19 protein-coding genes are annotated in these 24490 nt (G+C 60.5%); 14 read left to right on the top strand and 5 right to left on the bottom strand.

The window, feature by feature from the left end; all coding sequences use genetic code 11:
• Nucleotides 1-182 precede the first annotated feature (182 nt).
• From ACUN0G_RS17845 to ACUN0G_RS17815, 7 genes are all read left to right on the top strand, one after another.
• Entirely contained in the window at nucleotides 183-1727 is a 1545-nt protein-coding gene (locus ACUN0G_RS17845) for an ABC transporter substrate-binding protein (RefSeq protein ID WP_445575563.1), read from the top strand.
• Between the two features lie 171 nt (nucleotides 1728-1898).
• Nucleotides 1899-3296: an OprD family porin gene (locus ACUN0G_RS17840; RefSeq protein WP_258348115.1), complete on the top strand. Its 1398-nt coding sequence runs from the start codon at nucleotides 1899-1901 to the stop codon at nucleotides 3294-3296.
• Between the two features lie 81 nt (nucleotides 3297-3377).
• The gene (locus tag ACUN0G_RS17835; protein ID WP_445573932.1) at nucleotides 3378-4976 is read left to right on the top strand and encodes an ABC transporter substrate-binding protein; all 1599 of its coding nucleotides are present in this window, start codon (nucleotides 3378-3380) and stop codon (nucleotides 4974-4976) included.
• Nucleotides 4977-5050: 74 nt separating this feature from the next.
• Complete coding sequence (locus ACUN0G_RS17830; protein WP_003215992.1) at nucleotides 5051-6061, top strand: ABC transporter permease subunit; 1011 nt, start codon at nucleotides 5051-5053, stop codon at nucleotides 6059-6061.
• Nucleotides 6062-6071: 10 nt separating this feature from the next.
• Nucleotides 6072-6983, top strand: a complete 912-nt coding sequence (locus ACUN0G_RS17825; protein WP_003215991.1) for an ABC transporter permease subunit — start codon at nucleotides 6072-6074, stop codon at nucleotides 6981-6983.
• Nucleotides 6984-6993: 10 nt separating this feature from the next.
• Entirely contained in the window at nucleotides 6994-7962 is a 969-nt protein-coding gene (locus tag ACUN0G_RS17820; RefSeq protein WP_008437263.1) for an ABC transporter ATP-binding protein, read from the top strand.
• Nucleotides 7962-8933, top strand: coding sequence for a peptide ABC transporter ATP-binding protein (locus ACUN0G_RS17815; protein ID WP_445573931.1), 972 nt, complete (start codon nucleotides 7962-7964; stop codon nucleotides 8931-8933). Before ACUN0G_RS17820 ends, ACUN0G_RS17815 begins: the two co-directional genes overlap by 1 nt.
• 108 nt (nucleotides 8934-9041) lie before the next feature.
• Here ACUN0G_RS17815 and ACUN0G_RS17810 read toward each other — a convergent pair whose 3' ends face one another.
• The 3 genes from ACUN0G_RS17810 to ACUN0G_RS17800 form a co-directional block, all read right to left on the bottom strand.
• Nucleotides 9042-9311 carry a hypothetical protein gene (locus tag ACUN0G_RS17810; RefSeq protein ID WP_421525981.1) on the bottom strand — a complete coding sequence of 90 codons (270 nt, stop codon included), beginning with the start codon at nucleotides 9309-9311 and terminating at the stop codon, nucleotides 9042-9044.
• A 112-nt stretch (nucleotides 9312-9423) separates the two neighbouring features.
• Nucleotides 9424-9699 carry a hypothetical protein gene (locus tag ACUN0G_RS17805; RefSeq protein WP_445573930.1) on the bottom strand — a complete coding sequence of 92 codons (276 nt, stop codon included), beginning with the start codon at nucleotides 9697-9699 and terminating at the stop codon, nucleotides 9424-9426.
• Nucleotides 9700-10717: 1018 nt separating this feature from the next.
• On the bottom strand, nucleotides 10718-12301 hold the full coding sequence (locus ACUN0G_RS17800; protein ID WP_010175060.1) for a peptide chain release factor 3: 1584 nt from the start codon (nucleotides 12299-12301) through the stop codon (nucleotides 10718-10720).
• Between the two features lie 331 nt (nucleotides 12302-12632).
• Between ACUN0G_RS17800 and ACUN0G_RS17795 the strand changes: the two genes are divergently transcribed.
• The 5 genes from ACUN0G_RS17795 (at nucleotide 12633) to ACUN0G_RS17775 (ending at nucleotide 17739) form a co-directional block, all read left to right on the top strand.
• Nucleotides 12633-13349, top strand: a complete 717-nt coding sequence (locus ACUN0G_RS17795; RefSeq protein ID WP_003215977.1) for an ABC transporter permease — start codon at nucleotides 12633-12635, stop codon at nucleotides 13347-13349.
• A 38-nt stretch (nucleotides 13350-13387) separates the two neighbouring features.
• Nucleotides 13388-14281, top strand: a complete 894-nt coding sequence (locus ACUN0G_RS17790; protein WP_258348144.1) for a glycine betaine ABC transporter substrate-binding protein — start codon at nucleotides 13388-13390, stop codon at nucleotides 14279-14281.
• A gap of 11 nt (nucleotides 14282-14292) precedes the next feature.
• Nucleotides 14293-14946, top strand: coding sequence for an ABC transporter permease (locus ACUN0G_RS17785; protein WP_010175055.1), 654 nt, complete (start codon nucleotides 14293-14295; stop codon nucleotides 14944-14946).
• Nucleotides 14943-16100: an osmoprotectant ABC transporter ATP-binding protein OsmV gene (locus ACUN0G_RS17780; protein WP_008437274.1), complete on the top strand. Its 1158-nt coding sequence runs from the start codon at nucleotides 14943-14945 to the stop codon at nucleotides 16098-16100. The genes ACUN0G_RS17785 and ACUN0G_RS17780 overlap by 4 nt, the downstream gene beginning before the upstream one ends.
• A gap of 475 nt (nucleotides 16101-16575) precedes the next feature.
• On the top strand, nucleotides 16576-17739 hold the full coding sequence (locus ACUN0G_RS17775; protein ID WP_003215969.1) for a type III PLP-dependent enzyme: 1164 nt from the start codon (nucleotides 16576-16578) through the stop codon (nucleotides 17737-17739).
• Between the two features lie 58 nt (nucleotides 17740-17797).
• Here ACUN0G_RS17775 and ACUN0G_RS17770 read toward each other — a convergent pair whose 3' ends face one another.
• Entirely contained in the window at nucleotides 17798-18595 is a 798-nt protein-coding gene (locus tag ACUN0G_RS17770) for a tetratricopeptide repeat protein (protein ID WP_445573929.1), read from the bottom strand.
• Nucleotides 18596-18597: 2 nt separating this feature from the next.
• The gene (locus ACUN0G_RS17765; protein ID WP_063027088.1) at nucleotides 18598-19278 is read right to left on the bottom strand and encodes a Fe2+-dependent dioxygenase; all 681 of its coding nucleotides are present in this window, start codon (nucleotides 19276-19278) and stop codon (nucleotides 18598-18600) included.
• A gap of 218 nt (nucleotides 19279-19496) precedes the next feature.
• Between ACUN0G_RS17765 and ACUN0G_RS17760 the strand changes: the two genes are divergently transcribed.
• A complete protein-coding gene (locus tag ACUN0G_RS17760; protein ID WP_445573928.1) occupies nucleotides 19497-21788 on the top strand; it encodes a TonB-dependent receptor in 2292 nt (763 codons plus the stop codon).
• 134 nt (nucleotides 21789-21922) lie between these two features.
• Entirely contained in the window at nucleotides 21923-24448 is a 2526-nt protein-coding gene (locus ACUN0G_RS17755; RefSeq protein WP_445575562.1) for a PepSY domain-containing protein, read from the top strand.
• Nucleotides 24449-24490 lie beyond the last annotated feature (42 nt).

Genomic DNA, 24490 nt, shown 5'->3' with positions numbered 1-24490 from the left:
GGCACGGCAGAAGCATCGTCTCTGTGGGGCAACTGCCGTTGTGGGATCAGTGTTGTCGCAAGGCCCTGAATGGCCTTGCGATTGCTCACTGACGAAAACAACAAACAAGGATCGGGATTGTCATGCGCCATACCACCGTTCTATCCGCGATATTCGGCACCAGCCTGTTGGCTGTGGCCTCGATGGGCCAGGCTGCCGAGAAAAAGAGCCTGGTGTTTTGCTCCGAAGGCAGCCCGGCTGGCTTCGACACCGCGCAATACACGACGGCCACCGATAACGACGCCGCCGAGCCTATCTACAACCGCCTGGCCGAGTTCGAAAAAGGCGCGACCAATGTCGTACCAGGCCTGGCAACCCGTTGGGATATTTCCGAAGACGGCCTGACCTACACCTTCCACCTGCGCGAAGGGGTGAAATTCCACAGCAACAAGGACTTCAAGCCGACGCGTGATTTCAACGCCGACGACGTGCTGTTCACCTTCAATCGCATGCTTGACCCCGAACACCCGTTCCGCAAGGCCTACCCCACCGAGTTCCCGTACTTCAACGGGATGAGCCTGAACAAGAACATCGCGAAGGTCGAGAAAACCGGCCCGCACACCGTGGTGATGACCTTGAACACGGTCGACGCCGCGTTCATCCAGAACATCGCCATGAGCTTCGCCTCGATCCTGTCGGCTGAATACGCCGACCATTTGCTCAAGACCGGCAAGCCCAGCGACATCAACCAGAAGCCGATCGGCACCGGGCCGTTCGTGTTCCAGCGTTACCAGAAAGACTCGCAGATCCGTTACACCGGCAACAAACAGTACTGGGACCCGAGCCGCGTGAAGCTCGACCAGCTGATTTTTGCGATCAACACCGACGCGTCGGTGCGGGTGCAAAAACTCAAGGCCGGTGAATGCCAGATCACTCTGCACCCGCGCCCGGCCGACGTCGAAGCCCTGAAGGCCGACCCGAAGCTGCAACTGCTGACCAAACCAGGCTTCAACCTCGGCTACATCGCCTATAACGTGCGGCACAAGCCTTTCGACCAGCTCGAAGTGCGCCAGGCCCTGGACATGGCGGTGAACAAGCAGAGCATTCTCAATGCTGTTTACCAGGGCGCGGGGCAACTGGCGGTCAACGCCATGCCGCCGACCCAATGGTCTTACGACGACACCATCAAGGACGCCGCCTACAACCCGGAAAAAGCCAAGGAACTGCTCAAGGCTGCCGGCGTGAAGGAAGGCACCGAGATCACCCTGTGGGCGATGCCGGTGCAACGGCCGTACAACCCCAACGCCAAGCTGATGGCCGAAATGCTGCAAAGCGATTGGGCGAAGATTGGTCTCAAGGTCAAGATCGTCAGCTATGAATGGGGCGAGTACATCAAGCGCACCAAGAATGGCGAGCACGATGTCAGCCTGATCGGCTGGACCGGCGACAACGGTGACCCGGACAACTGGCTGGGCACCCTCTACAGCTGCGACGCCATCGGCGGGAACAACTACTCCATGTGGTGTGACCCGGCGTACGACAAGCTGATCAAGCAAGCCAAGGTCGTGACCGACCGCGAACAAAGGACTGTTCTATACAAACAGGCGCAGCAACTGCTCAAGCAGCAGGTGCCGATCACGCCAGTCGCCCACTCGACGGTCAACCAGCCGTTAAGCGCCAAAGTCGAAGGTTTTAAAGTGAGCCCCTTCGGCCGCAACGTGTTCTCGGGCGTCAGCATTACCCCATAAAAAAATAACCGGATTGCGCAGGGTGAGCATTCACCCTGCTGCAAACGTGCAGCCTTATTTCGGGTTTTACCCTTGGGCAAACGTTTGCAAAGGCTTGAAAGAGTTACACACCCAATAGCCGGTTCACCTAAAAAGACCGGCATTAAAAAGAGAACCAAAGGAGCTTCACCCATGAAACTGAGCAGCACCGCGCTACTGGCCCTGGCCATCAGCAGCATCACGGCTACCGCCTACGCTGAACCTGCAAGCCAGGACTTCGTTCCTACCACACTGGCCGGCACCAGCGCCCAAAGCGAGGCCAAAGGCTTTATCGATGGAGCAAGCCTGGGCGGTACAACCCGCAACTGGTTCTCCAACGAACAACGCTTCCGTGGCAGCAAGTTCACTTACCAGAAGCACGGCGAAGCCCGTACTGACAACTACCGTACCAACTGGGTGCAAGGCACCATCCTCAACGCTACCTCGGGTTTCACCCAAGGTACCGTTGGCGTGAGCACTGAAGTGGCGGTCTACAACGCTGTGGTCCTGGACCGCAGCAAGCGCGACATCAAGGGCGGCTCCAACCGTACCCTGGCTGACTCCGACGGCGACGCTGTAGACCAGTGGAGCAAACTGGGTCTGGCCAACGTCAAGTTCCGTGTCTCGAACACCACCTTGACCGCCGGTCGCCAGAACTTCAGCAGCGGCATCGTCGACACCATCGGCAACCGTGCGCTGCCTTCGAGCTTCGAAGGTGTGAGCTTCAACAGCGAAGAGTTCAGCAACCTGTCGTTCCAGGGCGGCGTGTTTGACCGCGTTTCGCCACGGACCGAGCAGAGCCTGTCGAAATTCCGTACCGAATACGGCAACGGTCGCCAGGAAACCGACAAGGTCAACACCCTGGGCGTCAACTACCAGCCGTTCAAGAGCCTGAAGACCAGCCTGTTCGCCGCCAACGTGGAAGACTTCTGGAACCAGTACTACTTCGGTGCTACCCACGAGCTGGGTGACAGCCAGACCCTGTCCCTGACCACCGGCCTGAACTACTACAAAACCGTCGACGAAGGCAAAAAGTTGATGGGCAAGATCGACAACGACACCTACTCGCTGTCGTTCGGCCTGACCCACCAGGCTCACAGCCTGACCTTCTCGTACCAGGCCGTGAACGGCGACGAGTACTTCGACTACCTGCACGAAACCAACGGTATCTACCTGGCCAACTCCCTGACGTCCGACTTTAACGGTCCGAACGAGAAGTCCTTCCAGATCGCCTACGGCATCAACATGGCCGAATACGGCGTGCCGGGCCTGAAGTTCAACATCTACTCGGCTCGCGGCTGGGGTATCGATGGTACTCACTACACCGGCGACGGCGGCCGCGCTGGCTTTGCCTACAACGGCATTCAGGCCCAGGACGGCGAGAAGCACCAGGAATACGGTGTAGGCGCGGCTTACGCGATCCAGAGCGGCGCACTCAAGGCCACCACCATTCGTGGTACCTACGTGACTCACCGTGCCAGCGCCAACCAGGCTGACGGCAACCTGCGTGAGTTCCGCCTGGTGACCACCATCCCGTTCAACATTCTTTAATCAGCGCCAGGTAAGCGGCGGGCTCAGGACGAGCCCGCCGCTTACGCTTGTCTGGTCCAATCGATTGCAGAGGGCTCTTAGATGAAAATGCTCCCGTTACAAGCTGCCATTGCCGCTGCGCTGTTGAGCGTCGCTGTCGGCATCTCGGCCAAACCGTTGGTCGTCTGCACCGAAGCCAGCCCGGAAGGCTTCGATCCGGTCCTGTACACCACGGCTGTCACCGCCGACGCCGCGGCCGAAACCATGTTCAACCGTCTGGTGGACTTCAAGCCCGGCACCACCGAAGTGATCCCGGCGCTGGCCAAGGACCTGCCGCAAATCAGTGCCGATGGCCTGACCTACACCTTTCACCTGCGTGACGACATCAAGTTCCACACCACCGACTACTTCAAACCCACGCGCAACATGAATGCCGACGACGTGCTCTGGAGTTTCCAGCGCCAGCTGGACCCGAATCACCCGTGGCACAACAAGTCCAACGTGGGCTACCCGTACTTTGAAAGCATGGGCTTCAAGGAACTGCTCAAGAGCGTCACGAAGACCGATGACCACACCGTGGTCTTTACCCTGACCCGCCCTGAAGCACCGTTCCTGGCCGACCTGGCCATGGCGTTTTCCTCGATTCACTCCGCCGAATACGCCGACCAGTTGCTCAAGTCCGGCAAGACCGATGACCTGAACGCCAAGCCCATCGGCACCGGCCCGTTCATCTTCTCGCGCTACGCCAAAGACGCCCAAGTGCGCTTCAAGGCCAACCCGGACTACTTCCGTGGCAAGCCGCCGGCTGACCCGTTGATCCTGGCCATCACCACCGACAGCAACGTGCGCCTGCAAAAGCTCAAGGCCAACGAATGCCAGATCGCGCTGTATCCCAAGCCCGATGACGTGCCGAATGCCAAGGCTGATCCAAACCTGAAAGTCGCGGAACTGGCGGCCATGACCACCAGCTACACCGCCCTGAACACCACCCACAAGTACATGAGCGACGCCCGGGTGCGGCACGCGATCAACATCGCGTTCGACAAGAAAGGCTACAACGAATCCCTGTACGGCAAAGGCAACTCCATTGATGCCACCGGCCCGTACCCGCCAACCCTGCTGGGCTTCAGCGAAAAGCTGAAAAACCCGCCGCGTGACCTGGACAAGGCCCGCGCCCTGCTCAAGGAAGCCGGCGTACCGGAAGGCACCGAGTTCACCCTGTTCACCCGTAACGGCGGCGGCCCGACCAACCCCAACCCGATGCTCGGCGCCCAGCGCATGCAGGCGGACCTGGCGCAAATCGGCCTGAAAGTGAACATCAAGGTCATGGAATGGGGCGAAATGCTCAAACGCGCCAAGAATGGCGAACATGACATGGTCTCCGCCGGCTGGGCGGGGGATAACGGGGACCCGGATAACTTCCTCACCCCGAACTTGAGTTGCGATGCAGCGAAAAACGGCGAAAACTACGCCCGCTGGTGTAACAAAGAGTTTCAAGACTTGATCGACAAGGCACGCGCTATCGCTGAACCCACCCAGCGCGCTGCACTCTATGAACAAGCACTGGACGTTTTCGAAAAGGACCAACCATGGATTCCCATGGCTTACCCGAAAATGTTCACCGCCATGCGTAAAAACGTCGAAGGTTTTACCCAAAGCCCTCTGACTACAAATAACTTCGCCACCACCCAGGTGAAGTAGATAAGAGACGCTCGGCACCGTCGACATTGACGGTGCCGAACCTGCCTAACCGGCTGATTGAGGTACACAACAAGATGTTTAGTTTTATTGCCCGCCGATTGGGGTTATTGATCCCCACGTTTTTCGGCATCACCTTGCTGACGTTCGCGTTGATTCGCATGATCCCAGGCGACCCTGTCGAAGTCATGATGGGCGAACGACGAGTCGACCCCGAGATGCACGCTCAGGCAATGGAACGCCTTGGTCTGAACAAACCGTTATATGCGCAATACCTGGATTATGTCGGCAAGCTCGCCCACGGCGACCTCGGCGAATCCCTGCGTACCCGTACCAGCGTGTGGACTGAATTCACCGCACTTTTCCCCGCGACCCTGGAACTGTCCATGGCCGCCCTGTTGTTCGCCGGCATCCTGGGGCTGTTAGCCGGGGTGATCGCGGCCTTGAAACGAGGATCCCTGTTCGACCATGGGGTGATGGGCATCTCCCTGGCGGGATATTCGATGCCGATCTTCTGGTGGGGCCTGATCCTGATCATGTTCTTCTCCGTGAGCCTGGGCTGGACGCCAGTGTCGGGACGGATCGACCTGCTCTACGACATCGAGCCGCGCACCGGCTTCATGCTGATCGACACCCTGCTGGCTGACGAGCCGGACGCATTCTGGGATGCCCTGCACCACCTGATCCTGCCAGCCATCGTGCTCGGTACCATCCCGCTGGCCGTTATCGCCCGGATGACCCGTTCGTCGATGCTTGAAGTATTGCGCGAAGACTACATCCGGACCGCCAAGGCCAAAGGCCTGTCGCCGGCGCGCGTGGTATTCGTCCACGGCCTGCGTAACGCCTTGATCCCGGTACTCACCGTGGTCGGCCTGCAAGTCGGCACGCTGCTGGCCGGTGCGGTCCTGACCGAAACCATCTTCTCGTGGCCCGGCATCGGCAAATGGCTGATTGAAGCCATTGGCGCACGGGACTATCCCGTGGTGCAAAACGGCATCCTGTTAATCGCCTGCCTGGTGATTCTGGTGAACTTCGTGGTGGACATCCTCTACGGCTTCGCCAACCCACGCATCCGTCACCAGCGCTGAGATCATGACCATGACCACACCTACTCCCGCGGTAGCAGTCGATCAAAGCCTGCTGTACCCGTCCCCGTACAAAGAATTCTGGCAAGCCTTCTCCAAGAACAAAGGCGCGGTTGCCGGCCTGCTGTTCATGTTGCTGGTGGTATTTTGCGCGCTGTTCGCCCCTTGGGTGGCCCCGCACAACCCGAGCGAGCAATACCGTGACTTCCTGCTGACCCCTCCGGCCTGGCTGGAAGGCGGGCAGATCCAGTTCCTGCTGGGCACCGATGAACTGGGCCGTGACCTGCTGTCGCGCCTGATCCAGGGTTCGCGCCTGTCCTTGCTGATCGGCTTGTCGTCGGTGGTGATGTCGCTGATCCCGGGGATCCTGCTGGGCCTGTTCGCCGGTTTCTTCCCGCGCCTGCTTGGCCCGACCATCATGCGTCTGATGGACATCATGCTGGCCCTGCCATCGCTGCTGCTGGCTGTGGCCATTGTCGCGATCCTCGGCCCTGGCCTGATCAACACCGTGATCGCCATCGCGATCGTGTCGTTGCCATCCTATGTCCGCCTGACCCGTGCTGCGGTGATGGGCGAACTGAACCGTGACTACGTGACCGCCGCACGCCTCGCCGGCGCCGGCCTGCCGCGCCTGATGTTCGTCACCGTGCTGCCGAACTGCATGGCGCCGCTGATCGTTCAGGCCACCCTGAGTTTCTCCTCGGCCATTCTCGATGCTGCAGCCCTGGGCTTCCTGGGCCTTGGCGTACAACCGCCAACCCCGGAGTGGGGCACCATGCTGGCTTCGGCCCGCGACTACATCGAACGCGCCTGGTGGGTCGTGAGCCTGCCTGGTTTGACCATTTTGCTCAGCGTGCTGGCAATCAACCTGATGGGCGACGGGCTGCGCGATGCGCTGGACCCGAAACTCAAAAATGCCGCCTGAGGAGATTCCCATGTCACTGCTAGAAATCAAGAATCTCAATGTCCGCTTCGGCGACAAGACCGCTGTACCTGTGGTCGATGGCCTCGACATCTCCGTCGACAAAGGCGAAGTACTGGCGATCGTTGGCGAGTCGGGTTCGGGTAAATCCGTGACCATGATGGCGCTGATGGGCCTGATCGAGCACCCCGGCATCGTCACCGCCGACGCCCTGAACTTCGACGGCAAGGACATGCTCAAGCTGAGCAACCGCCAACGCCGGCAGATCGTCGGTAAAGACCTGGCGATGGTCTTCCAGGACCCGATGACCGCCCTGAATCCCAGCTATACCGTGGGTTTCCAGATCGAAGAAGTGCTGCGCCTGCATTTGAAAATGTCCGGCAAGCAAGCGCGCAAGCGTGCCATCGAACTGCTCGAAAAGGTGGAAATCCCGGGCGCTGCCAGCCGTATGGATGCCTACCCGCACCAGTTGTCCGGTGGTATGAGCCAGCGTGTGGCTATCGCCATGGCCATCGCCGGCGAGCCGAAACTGCTGATCGCCGATGAACCGACTACTGCGCTCGACGTGACCATCCAGGCCCAGATCATGGACCTGCTGCTGGCCTTGCAGAAAGAGCAGAACATGGGCCTGGTGCTGATCACCCACGACCTCGCGGTGGTGGCTGAAACCGCCCAGCGCGTGTGCGTGATGTACGCCGGCCAAGCCGTGGAAGTCGGCCAGGTGCCGCAGTTGTTCGACATCCCGGCGCACCCGTACAGCGAAGCGCTGCTCAAGGCGATTCCCGAGCACAGCCTGGGCGCCACGCGCCTGGCCACGCTGCCGGGTATCGTTCCCGGCCGTTATGACCGCCCGCAGGGTTGCCTGCTGTCGCCACGCTGCCCGTATGTGCAGGAGTCCTGCCGCGCCCAACGCCCGGGCCTTGACCCGAAAAGCAACAGCCTTGCCCGCTGCTTCTACCCGCTGAATCAGGAGGTGGCGTAATGGCCGTCGTACTTACCGCCCGCGACCTGACCCGTCACTACGAAGTGTCCCGTGGCCTGTTCAAGGGCCATGCCCTGGTGCGTGCGCTCAATGGTGTGTCGTTCGAGCTGGAAGCCGGCAAGACCCTCGCGGTCGTGGGCGAATCCGGTTGCGGCAAATCCACCCTGGCCCGCGCCCTGACGCTGATTGAAGAACCGTCTTCCGGCTCGCTGAAAATTGCCGGGCAAGAAGTGGCCGGCGCCGACAAGGCCCAGCGCAAGCAACTGCGCAAAGACGTGCAGATGGTGTTCCAGAGCCCGTATGCCTCGCTGAACCCGCGCCAGAAGGTCGGTGACCAACTGGGCGAGCCGCTGCTGATCAACACCACCCTGTCCGCCGCCGAACGCCGCGAAAAGGTCCAGGCGATGATGAAGCAAGTGGGCCTGCGCCCTGAGCACTATCAGCGCTACCCACACATGTTCTCCGGTGGCCAGCGCCAGCGGATCGCACTGGCCCGGGCAATGATGCTGCAACCGAAAGTGCTGGTGGCGGATGAACCGACCTCGGCGTTGGACGTGTCGATCCAGGCTCAGGTGCTGAACTTGTTCATGGATTTGCAGCAGGAATTCAACACCGCCTACGTGTTCATCTCCCACAACCTCGCGGTGGTGCAACACGTCGCCGATGACGTGATGGTGATGTACCTCGGGCGCCCGGTGGAAGTGGGTCCGAAGGAAGACATCTACGCACGCCCGCTGCACCCGTACACCCAGGCGCTGCTGTCGGCGACCCCGACCATTCACCCGGACCCGAACAAGCCGAAGATCAAGATCGTCGGCGAGCTGCCCAACCCACTGAACCCGCCGTCTGGCTGCGCCTTCCACAAGCGCTGCCCGTATGCGACCCAGCTGTGCAGCACCGATGAACCGGCGCTGCGACCACTCGACAACCGCCAGGTGGCGTGCCACTACGCGGAACAGTTCGTGGTCTGACCCATAAAAAATGCCCTGGGGTTGAGTCCAGGGCATCGACTGTGTTCTACAGCCCCTCTCGCCGGATAGCGCATCTGTCCGGCAAGAGGGGCTTTTTTTCAGTGCAACTCAGGTATCGCTGTCACCATCACCCGCATCGCTATCATCGTCATCCGGGGGTGCTTGTTGATCATCATCATCCTTGGAGCCGCCCTGGTCCTCGTCACCAGGCTCGGATTCACTTTTGGCCAGTTGCAAACCACCTGCCTGTACCGTCTTCGCTGCCACAAACCCCGTGGAATGGCTTTGCACGGCCGTAGTGGCCCACGCGGAGGACATGCCCAGCGACAACATCACCAGCACTTTGAGCAACAGCACCACACGTTGAAAGATACTCATGGTCGATTTCCGTCCAGTCAGTAAGTAAATCCCGCACGACAGCCTTTTTCCGCCGCCAGCGTTGAAGTTAGTCCCCATGGAGGGTTTTCGCCAGCGCAGTCCGGCGGCGCACTCAACTATTGCCATCATCGTAGGTTTGGCTGTCTTCACCCTCGTTATCCGGGTTTTCGGCGTCATCACTGCTGGTGGTGCTGGTTTGTGGCTTCCAGCTGCCGGAGTTGCTTTCCTTGGTGCCGCTGGTCTTGCCTGTGTCTTTCCAGGTCTGGTCTCCCGTAGCGGCCAATAGCATCTCGCCCTGTGCCGGCTGATGCGCCCAGGCTGACGATATGCCCAGGGACGTCAGTGCCAGCACTTTCAATAACAACACGACCCGCGGTAGAACACGCATGCTTATTTTCCTCCTGCTGGTGGGTACATCCCGTACTCAAGACGCTAGTCTCAATGCGCGTGTTTTGCCAATAGAGCTTGAGTATGTGCATACCTTGTGCGCAGGGGGCTGTTGGGGGTGGGTTGAGTACATATCCGTTTCTTCGGTAACGGCGGCTTATGGTTCCGCTCTTACAGCGGCTCACTTTGGAAAAGCCCCAAAGTAAGCAAAGGGCTCTGCCCCGCCTGTCGGCACCTCGCCTAGGCTCGGTGTTCCCTCACTCCGGCATTGCTCCGCGGGCCGCCGCGACGGGCCATCCATGGCCCGGCGCGGCTAAACCGGCGTCCTGCCGGTTTACCCGCTCCGCAATACCTGCGTTCGGCCTCGGGCTTATTGGGGCAGTCAGATCAAGATCAAAAGCAAAAGCACAGCGGCCTCCCGGCCGGCTTGAGTGTTAAAAGCAGAGGCAAGATCCAGAGCGAAAGCCAAATCTGAAGCTGATGCAACTCTGCTTTTCTGTGGGAGCGGGCTTGCTCGCGAAAAACCTGAGACCGCCGCGTTCATCCAGAATGCCCGCGTCATCGTTAACGACCTTCGCGAGCAAGCCCGCTCCCACATTTGAACCGTGCCCGCTTTAGCTTTTGATTTTGCTTTTAACACTCAAGCCGGCCGGGAGGCCGCTGTGCTTTTGCTTTTGATCTTGATCTTAGGCGCCCCGTTAAACCACGCTGGCCGAACGCAGGCTTTGGAGCGTGGGTAACCCGGCAGGACGCCGGGTTAGCCGTCCTGGGCCAAGGATGGCCCATGACGGCGGCCCACGGTCCAAAGCCGGAGTGAGGGCACACCGAGCCTAGGCGAGGTGCCGAGTGGTGGGGCAAGAGCGTTTTGCTTACTTTTGCGCTCTTCAAAAGTGAGCCGCTGTAAGAGCGGAACCAATACCAGCCATCACCCAAATAACGGATATACACCCCACCTAACCCTGCCCACACAAAAAAGGGCGAAGCCATGACAGCTTCGCCCTTTCCCCCACCGCTAACCCTTAATGGTGTTCGCGAGTCGCACGGAATTTCACATCCGGCCAGCGCTCTTCCATCAGCGCCAGGTTGACCCGGGTCGGGGCCAGGTAGGTCAGGTGACCACCGCCGTCGATCGCCAGGTTTTCCACCGCCTTGATCTTGAACTCTTCCAGCTTCTTCTTATCGCTGCAATCAATCCACCGCGCGGAGTACACGGTAATCGGCTCGTAGGAGCATTCCACCTTGTATTCCTCTTTCAGACGACTGGCCACCACATCGAACTGCAGCACACCAACGGCGCCAAGGATGATGTCGTTGCTGCGCTCCGGGAAGAACACCTGGGTGGCGCCCTCTTCCGCCAACTGCTGCAAACCCTGGCGCAGTTGCTTGGATTTCAACGGGTCACGCAGGCGCACGCGGCGGAACAATTCTGGAGCGAAGTGCGGGATACCGGTGAAGCCCAGTACTTCGCCTTCGGTGAACGTGTCGCCGATCTGGATGGTGCCGTGGTTGTGCAAGCCGATGATGTCGCCGGCAAACGCTTCTTCCAGCTGCTCACGCTCGGACGAGAAGAACGTCAGGGCGTCGCCGATGCGCACGTCCTTGCCGGTGCGCACGTGGCGCATCTTCATGCCTTTTTCGTATTTGCCGGAGCAGATGCGCATAAAGGCGATGCGGTCGCGGTGTTTTGGGTCCATGTTCGCCTGGATCTTGAACACGAAGCCGGCAAACTTTTCTTCCACCGGTTCAACGGTACGCTCGTTGGCAACACGGGCCAGCGGCTTGGGTGCCCAATTGACCACGGCATCCAGCACGTGATCGACACCGAAGTTGCCCAGGGCAGTACCGAAGAACACCGGCGTCAGCTGGCCATCGAGGAATTCCTGCTGGTTGAACTCGTGGCAGGCGCCCTGCACCAGTTCCAGCTGGTCGACAAACCGGTCGTACTCGTCACCCAGGTGGGCGCGGGCTTCGTCGGAGTCGAGCTTCTCGATGATTTTCACATCGGTCCGTTCGTGGCCATGTCCGGCGGTGTACACAATGATGTAGTCGTCGGCCAGGTGGTACACGCCCTTGAAATCGCGATAGCAACCAATCGGCCAGGTGATCGGCGCGGCCTTGATCTTCAGGACGGCTTCGATTTCGTCCAGCAGTTCGATCGGGTCGCGGATGTCACGGTCGAGTTTGTTGATAAAGCTGACAATCGGCGTGTCCCGCAGGCGGCAGACGTCCATCAGCGCGATGGTACGTGGCTCAACGCCTTTACCGCCGTCGAGGACCATCAGTGCCGAGTCCACCGCGGTCAGGGTGCGGTAGGTGTCTTCGGAGAAGTCTTCGTGGCCCGGGGTGTCGAGCAGGTTGATCATGTGGTCGCGATACGGGAACTGCATGACCGACGTGGTAATGGAAATACCACGCTGCTTTTCCATTTCCATCCAGTCGGAGGTGGCATGGCGGTCGGATTTACGGGATTTCACCGTGCCGGCCACCGCGATCGCCTTGCCCATCAGCAACAGCTTTTCGGTGATGGTGGTTTTACCGGCATCGGGGTGGGAAATAATGGCGAAAGTGCGGCGTTTCGCGACTTCGGCGGCCTGGTGGGTCATGGGAAATCGCCTGGCAGGTGAGTCAAAAAAGGGCGGCGAGTATAGCGCAAACCCGGGGTTACAGACCACCGTTCACCCCATTGGGGGTGGCTAATTGCTGCCAAGTATGGAACCTTTTAAAAGGTAGAGACGTCCACTCCCCTGCTATCGCACTCGTAACAGGGGCTGAAAAATCAGCAAGTTAGCCTGACGAGGCTGCGCTCATGGCTCGACCTCATACCGCGTTGCCGGTATTGGCGAGCTGCATTTCGCGACCACATTCAGAGGCAGCCAGTAATGGCATTGCCGCTCGGAAATGTGTTCGCCGACAGAAGAAAAAAGGAGTCCGCCTGTGGCTATTCGCTATGGCAAAGGGCTTATAGGAGGAGCGGTTGTCGTCGCTCTCCTGGCCCTGCTGGTCCACTGGATCGGCATCAACACGATCGAACTGTACCGCGACGATTTGTTGTTTTACCTGCAAGCTCACTTGATCCTCGTCCTGGTTTCGATGCTGGCCGCCCTGATCGTAGGGATTCCCGCCGGTATCCTGCTCAGCCGACCCAACATGGTCGGGCGTGCAGAACGCTTCATGCAGATCTTCAACATCGGCAATACCGTCCCTCCCCTGGCCGTACTGGCCATCGCCCTCGGTGTCCTTGGCATCGGCAGCGGCCCCGCGATCTTCGCGCTGTTCCTCGCCTCGTTGCTGCCCATCGTGCGCAACACCTATGAAGGCCTGAAAAACGTTCAAGGTTCCCTGAAAGAAGCCGCCGTCGGCATCGGCATGACGCCGCGCCAGGTGCTGTTTCGCGTGGAACTGCCCAACGCCGTGCCGATCATCATCGGCGGTGTGCGCGTCGCGCTGGCGATCAACGTCGGTACCGCGCCCCTGGCGTTCCTGATTGGCGCCAACAGCCTGGGCAGCCTGATCTTCCCCGGCATCGCCCTGAACAATCAGCCGCAACTGCTGCTCGGCGCCGCGTGCACCGCGCTGCTGGCCTTGCTGCTCGACGGTCTGGTGACCATGGCCAGCCGCCTTTGGCTGGAACGCGGGTTGCGTCCGTCTTAAGGCTTTGGCCCCGTCTTGGGCCTGAAACAGGAATTCACATGAAAAAACTGACATTGATATTGAGCTGCGTCCTGCTGTTCGCAGGGTTTGCGCAAGCCGCTGAAAAACCGGTCATTCGTATCGGCGCCCGGGTGTTCACTGAACAGACCCTGCTCGCCGAAATCACTTCCCAGTACCTGCGCACCAAGGGTTACGACACCCGTGTGACCGGCGGCCTGGGCAGCAACCTGGCGCGCAGTGCCCAGGAAAGCGGGCAACTGGACCTGATCTGGGAATACACCGGCGTGTCGCTGGTGGCCTACAACCATGTTGACGAGAAGCTCGACAGCGAACAGTCCTACGCCCGGGTGAAAGAACTCGATGCGAAAAAAGGCCTGGTCTGGCTCTCCCCGTCGAAATTCAGCAACACCTACGCCCTGGCATTGCCGGAGAACGTGGCCAAGGAATTCCCGCAGATCAACAGCATCAGCGACCTGACTGCGGCACTGGCCGAGAAGACCAAGGAAAACCGCCTGGTGGCCCTGGACACCGAGTTCGCCAACCGTTCCGACGGCATGGCCGGCATGGTCAAGCTGTACGAGATGAACCTGACCCGCAAAAACACCCGCCAGATGGACGCCGGCCTGGTTTACACCGCGCTGCGTAATGGCCAGGTGTTTGCCGGTTTGGTCTACACCACCGACGGTCGCCTGAACGCCTTCAAATTGAAGCTGCTGGAAGACGACAAGCACTACTTCCCCGACTACACCGCAGCCCCCGTGGTGCGCCAGGTTTACCTCGACGCCCACCCGCAACTGGCTGCTGACCTTAAGCCCTTGGCCGCGCTGTTCGACGACGCAACCATGCGCCAGTTGAATGCGCGGGTCGACGTCGACCATGAAAGCCCATCCGCTGTGGCCGCAGATTTCCTGCGCCAGCATCCGATCAACTAAGAGGAGAAGACATGGAATTCCTGAACGCCTTTTCCCATCTTGATTGGGCACTCGTCCTGCAACTGACCTGGCAGCACATCACCCTGGTCGGCATTGCAGTGATCCTGGCAATCGTCGTAGGCGTGCCCCTGGGCGTGCTGATGACCCGCTTCCCGACCCTCGCCGGCCCACTGCAAGCCAGCGCCACCGTGCTGCTGACCGTGCCGTCGATTGCGCTGTTCGGCCTGCTGCTGCCGTTCTACTCCAAATTCGGCCAGGGCCTGGGGCCGATGCCGGCGATCACCGCCGTGTTCCTCTATTCCCTGCTGCCCATCATGCGTAACACCTACCTCGCCCTCACCGGTGTCGAGCCGGGCATCCGCGAAGCCGCCAAAGGCATCGGCATGACCTTCGGCCAGCGCCTGCGCATGGTCGAACTGCCGATTGCCGTGCCGGTGATCCTCGCCGGTGTGCGCACCGCCGTGGTGATGAACATTGGTGTGATGACCATCGCCGCCACCATCGGCGCCGGTGGCCTGGGTGTACTAATTCTGGCTTCCATCAGCCGCAGCGACATGTCGATGCTGATCGTTGGCGCCGTACTGGTCAGTCTCCTGGCCATCTTCGCCGACCTGCTTCTGCAATGGCTGCAACGCACGCTGACTCCAAAAGGACTGCTCAAATGATCGAACTTCAAAACCTGACCAAGACCTTCCAAAGCAACGGCAAGACCATCACCGCCGTTGATTCCGTAAGCCTGACCGTCAACGAAGGCGAGATTTGCGTGTTCCTCGGCCCGTCGGGCTGCGGCAAGAGCACCACGCTGAAAATGATCAACCGCCTGATCAAGCCGACCTCGGGCAAGATCCTGATCAACGGTGAAGACACCACCGATCTGGACGAAGTGACCCTGCGTCGCAACATCGGCTATGTGATCCAGCAGATCGGTCTGTTCCCGAACATGACCATCGAAGAGAACATCGTGGTGGTGCCCAAGCTGCTGGGCTGGGACAAGCAGAAATGCCACGACCGCGCCCGCGAATTGATGAGCATGATCAAGCTGGAACCCAAGCAGTACCTGCACCGCTACCCGCGTGAACTGTCCGGCGGCCAGCAACAGCGGATCGGCGTGATTCGTGCGCTGGCGGCGGATGCACCGTTGCTGCTGATGGATGAGCCGTTCGGCGCGGTCGACCCGATCAACCGCGAGATGATCCAGAACGAGTTCTTCGAGATGCAGCGCGCGCTGAACAAGACCGTGATCATGGTCAGCCACGACATCGACGAAGCCATCAAGCTGGGCGACAAGATCGCGATCTTCCGTGCCGGCAAGCTGCTGCAGATCGATCACCCGGACACCCTGCTGGCCCACCCTGCTGACGAGTTCGTCAGCAATTTCGTTGGCCAGGACAGCACCCTCAAGCGCCTGTTGCTGGTGAAAGCCGAAGATGCGGCGGACAACGCACCGTCGGTCAGCCCGGAGACGCCGGTGGCGGACGCCCTGGAGCAGATGGACGAGCTGGACCGTCGCTACGTGGTGGTGACCGATGCCGAGAATAAGGCACTGGGTTATGTGCGACGTCGCGACCTGCATCGTCAGACCGGTACCTGCGGCCAATACCTGCGCGAGTTCAACGCCACGGCGGCGTACGACGAGCATTTGCGCATCCTGTTGTCGCGCATGTACGAGTTCAACCGCTCGTGGTTGCCGGTGATGGATGCGGAGCGGGTGTTCCTCGGGGAAGTCACCCAGGAGTCGATTGCCGAATACCTGAGTTCCGGTAAGTCCCGTGGGGGCAAGACCAGCATTGTGTCGCCTGCCGAGACAGCACTCGCATGACCTGACACAGCGCGGTTCAAATTGTGGGAGCGGGCTTGCTCGCGAAGGCGGAGTGTCAGTCACCGGATGCATTGGCTGATACACCGCCTTCGCGAGCAAGCCCGCTCCCACATTGGATCTTCACTGTGCCTGCAACACGTCAAATTGCCCCTCCCGGGGAACATCAATCCGTCATACCGGTCGGTTACATAAGTAGCTGCACGCGGCCTCACGACGAACGCGTGCAAAAACGCGACATTTTTAGTTGATCTATAGCCCCTCACGTCCTAAAGTTCGCGCCGAACGTCCATGCTGGAAACGATCCATCCGGCTCAAGTACTGACGACGAGACAGCAAGGCCAAGGGAAGCGGTTGATCCCATGGCCTTTTTGCTTTCGGCGACATGCCTTGGGAAGTAGGCGAACCAAAGTGGGGATACGGAGGACGTTCATTTGCACCCATTGATCAATTTAGTTTGCCAGTAGGAGTTCCCAGCATGTCGATCCAGGTCGAAGACTATTTCGCGCGCGCCACTTTTGACAAAATGAAGGCGTTCGCTGACACCCAGGAAACCCCGTTCGTGGTGATCGACACCGCGATGATCAGCCAGGCCTACGATGACCTGCGCGCCGGTTTCGAATTCGCCAAGGTGTACTACGCCGTCAAGGCCAACCCGGCCGTCGAGATCATCGACCTGCTCAAAGACAAGGGTTCGAGCTTCGACATCGCGTCGATCTACGAGCTGGACAAGGTCATGGACCGCGGCGTCAGCCCTGACCGTATCAGCTACGGCAACACCATCAAGAAATCCAAGGACATCCGCTACTTCTACGAGAAAGGCGTGCGCCTGTTCTCCACCGACTCCGAAGCCGACCTGCGCAACATCGCCAAGGCCGCCCCGGGTTCGAAAGTGTATGTACGTATTCTCACCGAAGGCTCGACCACGGCAGACTGGCCGCTGTCGCGCAAATTCGGCTGCCAGACCGACATGGCCATGGACCTGCTGATCCTCGCCCGCGACCTTGGCCTGGTGCCTTACGGCATCTCCTTCCACGTCGGCTCGCAACAGCGTGATATCAGCGTGTGGGACGCGGCGATTGCCAAGGTCAAAGTGATCTTCGAGCGCCTGAAGGAAGAAGACGGCATCCACCTCAAGCTGATCAACATGGGCGGCGGTTTCCCGGCCAACTACATCACCCGCACCAACAGCCTGGAAACCTACGCCGAAGAAATCATCCGCTTCCTCAAGGAAGATTTCGGTGACGACCTGCCGGAAATCATCCTGGAGCCGGGCCGTTCGTTGATCGCCAACGCCGGCATCCTGGTCAGCGAAGTGGTACTGGTTGCGCGTAAATCCCGCACCGCCGTCGAGCGTTGGGTATACACCGACGTGGGCAAATTCTCCGGCCTGATCGAAACCATGGACGAAGCCATCAAGTTCCCGATCTGGACCGAGAAGAAAGGCGAGATGGAAGAAGTGGTCATCGCGGGCCCGACCTGCGACAGCGCCGACATCATGTACGAGAACTACAAGTACGGCCTGCCGCTGAACCTGGCGATTGGTGACCGGATGTACTGGTTGTCTACTGGTGCGTACACCACCAGCTACAGCGCTGTTGAGTTCAACGGCTTCCCGCCGTTGAAATCGTTCTACCTGTAAACGCACGCCCTGATCGTTCCCACGCTCTGCGTGGGAACGCATCCGGTGACGCTCTGCGTCACGTCGTTAGAGCGTCCAGGGCGGCATTTCCACGCAGCGCGTGGGAACGATCAAGTTCAATCGCATGCTCTTGATAAATCTCGGCCATCGCCCGTATCCGCGGGTCATTGGCGGCAGACAACGCCTTGTGCGCCACCCGCAAGAACTTCAAATTCCCGCCCGCCAGTGCCTTGCGCAACCATTCCAGTGCCGTTTCTATCTCGCCCCGGTCCGCCAACACCGCCGCATAACTGAACTGCCCGCGAAAATCCCCGCCTTCCGCTGACCGGCGATACCACGCCACCGCCGCCTCCAGATCCCTCGGGCAGAACTGCCCTTCTTCCAGATAACGCCCCAGCAGGTTCATCGACTTGGCATGGCCCGATTGCGCCGCCTGTCGATAACACGCGAGCGCCTGGGTTTGATCCTCGGCAACCCCGCGCCCGGTCGCCAGCAGGTTGGCGTAGTTGTACAAGCCCCAATCCAGCCCGGCCTCCGCCGCCAGCCGATATTCCCGGGCCGCCGCCACGGCATCTGCCCCACACCCCCAACCATGCTCCAGGCAACGCCCTAGCATGTTGCGCGCCATCAAATGCCCACCGTGGGCCGCGATCCGGAACCAGCGCACCGCCAGCGCTTCATCGCGTTCGATGCCGCGCCCTTCCAGCAGGATTTGCCCGAGCAGCGCCTGGGCATCCACAGCGCCCTCTTTCGCCGCGATCAAAATCGCCTGGGCGGCGCGCACCGGGGAATCGTCGAGCATGGCCTGTAATTGCTCAACGTTAAGCACTTCTTCACGACGCAATAAAAAGCCCACGCTCAGACCTCAACCCAGCGGCGCAGCAGATTGTGATAGGTGCCGGTGAGCTGGATCAGCGCCGGGTGGTCGGGCACGTCCCGACTCAGTTGCTGGATCGCACCGTCCATCTCGAACAGCAAGGTGCGCTGGCTGTCTTCGCGCACCAGGCTTTGGGTCCAGAAAAACGAGGCGTAGCGCGCGCCACGGGTCACGGCGTTGACTTTGTGCAGGCTGGAGCCGGGGTACAGCACCATGTCGCCCGCCGGCAACTTGACCCGCTGCAGGCCGAAGGTGTCCTGGATTTCCAGCTCGCCGCCGTCGTAGTCGTCGGGGTCGCTGAAAAATACCGTGGAGGACAGGTCGGTGCGCACTCGCTCGTGGCTGCCCTTGGACTGGCGCACGGCATTGTCGATATGAAAGTCGAAACTGCCACCGGCGGTGTAACAGTTGAGCAACGGAGGGAAGACCTTGTGCGGTAACGCCGCTGACATGAACAGCGGATTTTTCCACAGTCGATCAAGAATCGCCGCGCCGATTTCCTGCGCCAGTGGGTGGCCTTCCGGCAGTTGCAGGTTGTGTTTGGCCTTGGCCGATTGATGCCCGGCAGTGATTTTGCCGTCGGCCCACTCGGTGTGCGTCAGGGCTTCGCGGATGCGCAGCACTTCCTCGCGAGAGAACAGGCCGGGAATGTGCAGCAACATGGGGGCATTACCTGAAAACAGTGAGGCGCCAATGGTAGTGATTCTTATTGACTGTGTACAACCCCACCGCCGCCCGATGACGAACGAGAATGTAAAAACCGTAAGCAAAAAGTGTAAAGAACGTAAATTCAGCGCGAATAGTAATGTATCGCAATTGATATAAAGTCTTGTTCTCCCTATATTCCGCGGCCTCACCTCCTTGGGGAAAGGACACTTTCATGCCGCGCACTTCAATAAAAACACCTGCCAGTTCACCGCGTTTGCTGGCCTCGGCCATCGGCGTTGCCATCAGCGCAAGCTCTGCCGCCCAACTGGCGCAAGCGGCTGAAAACACCGAGCAGAAAGGCGAGCGCAACAGCATTTCCCTGGGAGCCACCAGCATCACCGGCCAGGAACAGGACAGCACGTCCTACCAGGTCGAAAAAGCCTCTTCGCAAAAGTACACCGCACCGCTGGTAGACACTCCGCGCTCGGTCACCGTTGTGCCGCAGCAAGTCCTCAAGGACACCGCCGCCACCTCGTTGCAGGACGCGTTGCGCACCGTGCCGGGGATTACCTTCGGCGCCGGTGAAGGCGGTAACCCCCAGGGCGACCGTCCGTTCATTCGCGGCTTTGACGCCCAGGGCGATACCTACCTCGACGGCGTACGCGACACCGGCGGCCAGAGCCGCGAGATCTTCGACATCGAGTCCATCGAAGTGAGCAAAGGTCCCAATTCGTCCTTCGGCGGCCGCGGTTCGGCTGGCGGCAGCCTCAACCTGGTGAGTAAGACGCCACAGGCGCGGGACTTCACCAACGGCGGCTTCACCTACGGCTCCGACCAGACCCGCCGCTATGTGCTCGACGTCAACCGCCAGTTCCTCGACAGCGCGGCGTTCCGCTTGAACCTGATGAGCCACGAACAGAACGTCGCCGGGCGTGACGCCGTCAATTACGACCGTTGGGGCGTGGCCCCGTCGCTGACCTTTGGCCTGGGCACCCCGACTCGCGTCAACCTCAGCTACTACCACATGGAAAGCAACGACCTGCCGGATTCGGGGATTCCGTATGGCTACAGCTCGCCGACCGCCACCGCCCACGTACATGACAAACCCACCGATGGCGGTGACAGCAATAACTTCTACGGCCTGAAGAGCCGCGACTTTCGCAAGACCCGCGCGGACATCAGTACGGTCTCCATCGAGCACGACCTGAACGACAACATGACGCTGAAAAACACCTTGCGCCATGGCAACACCGGGCAGGACTACATCCTCACGCAACCGGACGACAGCAAGCGTAATGTCAGCCAGTTCGGCACCGTATGGCGCCGCGCCAACGCACGGGTGTCCACCACCGAAACCACCACCAACCAGACGGACCTGTTTGGCAGCTTCCAGGCCCTGGGCTTCAAGCATTCTTACTCCACTGGCCTGGAATTTACCGGTGAAGAAACCCGCGTCAGCGGCTACAACTTCGGCAACTCCAACAACGCGCAAGTGTGCAACCCCGGCACCGCGCCCAGCTGTACGTCGTTGAGCAACCCGAACCCGGATGATGCCTGGACCAGCAGCATCGCGCGCAACTACAACGGTACCAACACCAAAGCCACCAGCCGTGCGGCCTATGTGTTCGACACCATCGAGCTGGACCCGAAATGGCTGCTGAACGTCGGCCTCCGCTACGACACCTTCGACACCGTGGCCAACACCAACGCGGTGCCGAGCGCTACCGCCAAGGCCCGCAGCAAGATCAAGAACGACAGCCAGTTCTTCAACTGGCAGGCCGGCCTGGTCTGGAAGCCGGTGGAAAACGGCAGCATCTACGCGTCCTACGCCACTTCGGCATCGCCCGCCGGCGGCCTGGTGGGCGAAGGTGCCGATGGCAACCCGCTGTCTGCCGGCGCCGCGATCAGCGACCTGAAACCCGAAGAAACCGTCAACTACGAGCTGGGCACCAAGTGGGACATGTTCCACGACCGCCTGTCCCTGACCGCCGCGGTGTTCCGCACCGAGAAGAAAAACACGCGCATCCTGGTGGACGCGCTGACCTATGAGAACGGTGGTGAATCCCGCGTCGACGGCCTGGAGCTTTCCGCCAGCGGCAAGCTCACCGATCAATGGCAAGTGTTCGCCGGCTACAGCTACCTGAAAAGCGAACTGGTGGACCCAGGCTTGAACGGCCGTAACGGCGTCGTCAGTGCCGGCTCCAACAAAGGCAACCAGATGCCCAACACGCCGAAGAACACCTTCAGCCTGTGGACCACCTATGACGTGACACCGAAGCTCACCATCGGCGGTGGCGCGTTCTATGTCGACGAGGTCTATGGCGACGTGGGCAACACCGTTTACGTGCCGTCCTACACCCGCTACGACGCCATGGCCAGCTACAAGCTGACCAAGAACGTCGACCTGCAGCTGAACGTGCAAAATCTCACCGACAAGACGTATTACGACAAGGCGTTCGCGGCACACTTCGCCAACCAGGCAGCGGGCCGCACGGCGATGCTGACCACCAGTTTCCATTTCTAAACCGATACACATCACCGCAAAAACCCCACGCATCGGATGCGTGGGGTTTTTGCGTGTAAAAAAGAATGTTTCTCGACAACTCGCGGCATAATGCGCGCCGTGAAACACCTAACCTGATGACGAGGCCGTACGACGTGTTGAAGAAAACCCTGTTCCAGTTGCATTGGTTCTTCGGCATTACCGCCGGGCTGGTGTTGGCGTTGATGGGGATCACCGGCGCGACGGTGTCGTTCCAGGATGAAATCATCGAGGCGCTGAACCCGACGGTGCTGACGGTGGAAGAACGTCCGGCCGGCGTACTGCCGCCCGCTGAACTGGTGCGCCTGCTGGAGGCCCGTGAAGGCAAAGTGGTGTCGATGCTCACGGTGCAACCCGACAGCACCGACGCCGCCAAGGTCTGGTTCACCCCGCCGCCCGGTGAACGTCGTGGCCAGATGCGCTACTTCGACCCGTACACCGGCGACTACCTGGGCGATGCCGTCGGCCAGGAGTTCTTCGGCTTCGTGCTGCAACTGCACCGCTTCCTCGCCATCGGCGACACCGGCCGGCAAATCACCGGCGCCTGTACGCTGATCCTGGTGTTCTTCTGCCTCTCGGGCCTGTACCTGCGCTGGCCGCGCCAGGTGGCCAGCTGGCGCGCATGGCTGACCCTCGACTGGCGCAAAAAGGGCCGCAGCTTCAACTGGGACCTGCACTCGGTGTTCGGCACCTGGTGCCTGCTGTTCTATCTATTGGCGGCGCTGACCGGGCTGTTCTGGTCCTACGAGTGGTACAGCAATGGCCTGACCAAACTGCTGTCCGACGCCCCGCAAAACGAACGCGTACGCAAACGCGGCCCGGCGCCGGAAGGCCCAGCGCCCGTGGCCAATTACGACGCGATCTGGAGCAGCATCTACAGCAATGCCGGGCCTGGTTTGAGCGCCTATAACATCCGGATGCCAGCGGTCGCCGGGCAACCCGCCACCGTCTACTACCTGCTGAAGACCTCGCCTCACGACCGCGCACTGAATCAGATCAACCTCGACCCGGCCACCGGCGAGGTGAAATCCCACGACACCTACGCCGGCAAAAGCTTCAAGGCACAGATCCTCACCAGCATCTATGCGCTGCATACCGGCAGCTATTTCGGCCTGGCCGGCCGCATCATCCTGACCCTCACCGCGCTGCTGATGCCGCTGTTCTTTATCACTGGCTGGCTGCTGTACCTGGACCGCCGCCGAAAAAAGCGCCAGGTGCGCGATGCGCGTAAGGGCCTGACGGACAACCACAGCGAGGCACCGGCGTGGTTGATCGGCTTTGCCAGCCAGAGCGGTTTTGCCGAGCAGCTGGCCTGGCAAACCGCCGGCCAATTGCAGGCCGCCGGCTTGCCGGTGAAGGTGCAATCGTTGGGCAGCGTCAGCGAAGACGATTTGCGCCAGTCGAGCCATGCATTGTTTGTGGTCAGCACCTTCGGCGACGGCGAAGCGCCGGACAGCGCCCGGGGTTTCGAGCGCAGCGTGCTCGGCCAGGACCTGTCCCTCAAGGGCTTGAACTATTCGGTGCTGGCTTTGGGTGATCGCCAGTATCAACACTTCTGCGGCTTCGCCAGGCGCCTGCATTTCTGGCTGACCAACCAGGGCGGCAACCCGTTGTTCGCCCCGGTAGAAGTCGACAGCGGCGACACCGATGCGTTGCTGCACTGGCAACAACAACTCGGCCAACTGACCGGCCATGCACCCGCGGCAGCATGGGCCAGCGCGACCTACGAAAACTGGACCCTGAAGCAACGTACCCTGCTCAATCCGGACAGCAGCGGCTCCGGCGTCTATCTGCTCGGGCTCACCCCGCCAGCCCCACGGGATTGGCTGGCCGGTGACCTGGTAGAAGTGCTGCCGCGTAATTGCCCATGGGCCATCGAACATTTCCTCGACGGCCTGGGACTGGCCGGCAGCGAAGGTGTGGTGATCGACGGCCTGGCACACACCCTCGACCAGGCTTTGGCCAGTCGTCAGCTACCCGACAACCGCGCACACCTGGTAGGCCTGCATGCCCAGGCGCTGGTCAATGCACTGGTGCCGTTGAGCATGCGCGAATACTCCATCGCCTCGATTGCCAGCGACGGCGTGCTGGAGCTGATCGTGCGCCAGGAACGTCACCCCGATGGCAGCGTGGGCGTGGGTTCCGGCTGGTTGACCGAACATGCACCACTGGGCTCGACCATCAGCCTGCGACTGCGGCGTAACAGTGGTTTCCACCTGCCGAGCGAGCCGGTGCCGATGATTCTGCTGGGCAACGGCACCGGCCTTGCCGGGTTGCGCAGTTTGCTCAAGGCGCGGATTGCCGACGGTCAGCAGCGCAACTGGCTGCTGTTTGGCGAACGCAATATCGCCCACGACTACCACTGCCAGGACGAGCTGCAAGGCTGGCTGGCCAGCGGTGACCTGGCGATGCTGGACCTGGCGTTTTCCCGGGATCAGGCAGAGAAAATCTACGTTCAGGACCGCCTGCGTGAGTCGGCGGATGTGCTGCGTAAATGGGTGGCCGATGGCGCCGCGATTTACGTCTGCGGCAGTTTGCAGGGGATGGCGGCGGGTGTGGATCAGGTGCTGCACGAGGTGTTGGGCAGTGAGGCGGTTGAGCGGTTGATCGAGCAAGGCCGCTATCGCCGGGATGTGTACTGATTTCCTCCAGACAATGAAGGTCAACTGTGGGAGCTGGCTTGC

It is taken from the genome of Pseudomonas sp. 32A (assembly GCF_052682255.1).
Note: the sequence above shows the minus strand (reverse complement) of the source record. Positions and strands in the feature narration are given on the sequence as shown.

Bases quoted from the DNA above. Each gene is read 5' to 3' on its own strand.
- ACUN0G_RS17780 (WP_008437274.1), top strand. From the start codon at position 14,943: ATGATCGAACTTCAAAACCTGACCAAGACCTTCCAAAGCAACGGCAAG.
- ACUN0G_RS17800 (WP_010175060.1), bottom strand. From the start codon at position 12,301: ATGACCCACCAGGCCGCCGAAGTCGCGAAACGCCGCACTTTCGCCATT.
- ACUN0G_RS17835 (WP_445573932.1), top strand. From the start codon at position 3,378: ATGAAAATGCTCCCGTTACAAGCTGCCATTGCCGCTGCGCTGTTGAGC.
- ACUN0G_RS17810 (WP_421525981.1), bottom strand. From the start codon at position 9,311: ATGAGTATCTTTCAACGTGTGGTGCTGTTGCTCAAAGTGCTGGTGATG.
- ACUN0G_RS17785 (WP_010175055.1), top strand. From the start codon at position 14,293: ATGGAATTCCTGAACGCCTTTTCCCATCTTGATTGGGCACTCGTCCTG.
- ACUN0G_RS17765 (WP_063027088.1), bottom strand. From the start codon at position 19,278: ATGTTGCTGCACATTCCCGGCCTGTTCTCTCGCGAGGAAGTGCTGCGC.
- ACUN0G_RS17775 (WP_003215969.1), top strand. From the start codon at position 16,576: ATGTCGATCCAGGTCGAAGACTATTTCGCGCGCGCCACTTTTGACAAA.
- ACUN0G_RS17760 (WP_445573928.1), top strand. From the start codon at position 19,497: ATGCCGCGCACTTCAATAAAAACACCTGCCAGTTCACCGCGTTTGCTG.
- ACUN0G_RS17790 (WP_258348144.1), top strand. From the start codon at position 13,388: ATGAAAAAACTGACATTGATATTGAGCTGCGTCCTGCTGTTCGCAGGG.
- ACUN0G_RS17815 (WP_445573931.1), top strand. From the start codon at position 7,962: ATGGCCGTCGTACTTACCGCCCGCGACCTGACCCGTCACTACGAAGTG.
- ACUN0G_RS17840 (WP_258348115.1), top strand. From the start codon at position 1,899: ATGAAACTGAGCAGCACCGCGCTACTGGCCCTGGCCATCAGCAGCATC.
- ACUN0G_RS17830 (WP_003215992.1), top strand. From the start codon at position 5,051: ATGTTTAGTTTTATTGCCCGCCGATTGGGGTTATTGATCCCCACGTTT.
- ACUN0G_RS17845 (WP_445575563.1), top strand. From the start codon at position 183: ATGGGCCAGGCTGCCGAGAAAAAGAGCCTGGTGTTTTGCTCCGAAGGC.
- ACUN0G_RS17825 (WP_003215991.1), top strand. From the start codon at position 6,072: ATGACCACACCTACTCCCGCGGTAGCAGTCGATCAAAGCCTGCTGTAC.
- ACUN0G_RS17805 (WP_445573930.1), bottom strand. From the start codon at position 9,699: ATGCGTGTTCTACCGCGGGTCGTGTTGTTATTGAAAGTGCTGGCACTG.
- ACUN0G_RS17820 (WP_008437263.1), top strand. From the start codon at position 6,994: ATGTCACTGCTAGAAATCAAGAATCTCAATGTCCGCTTCGGCGACAAG.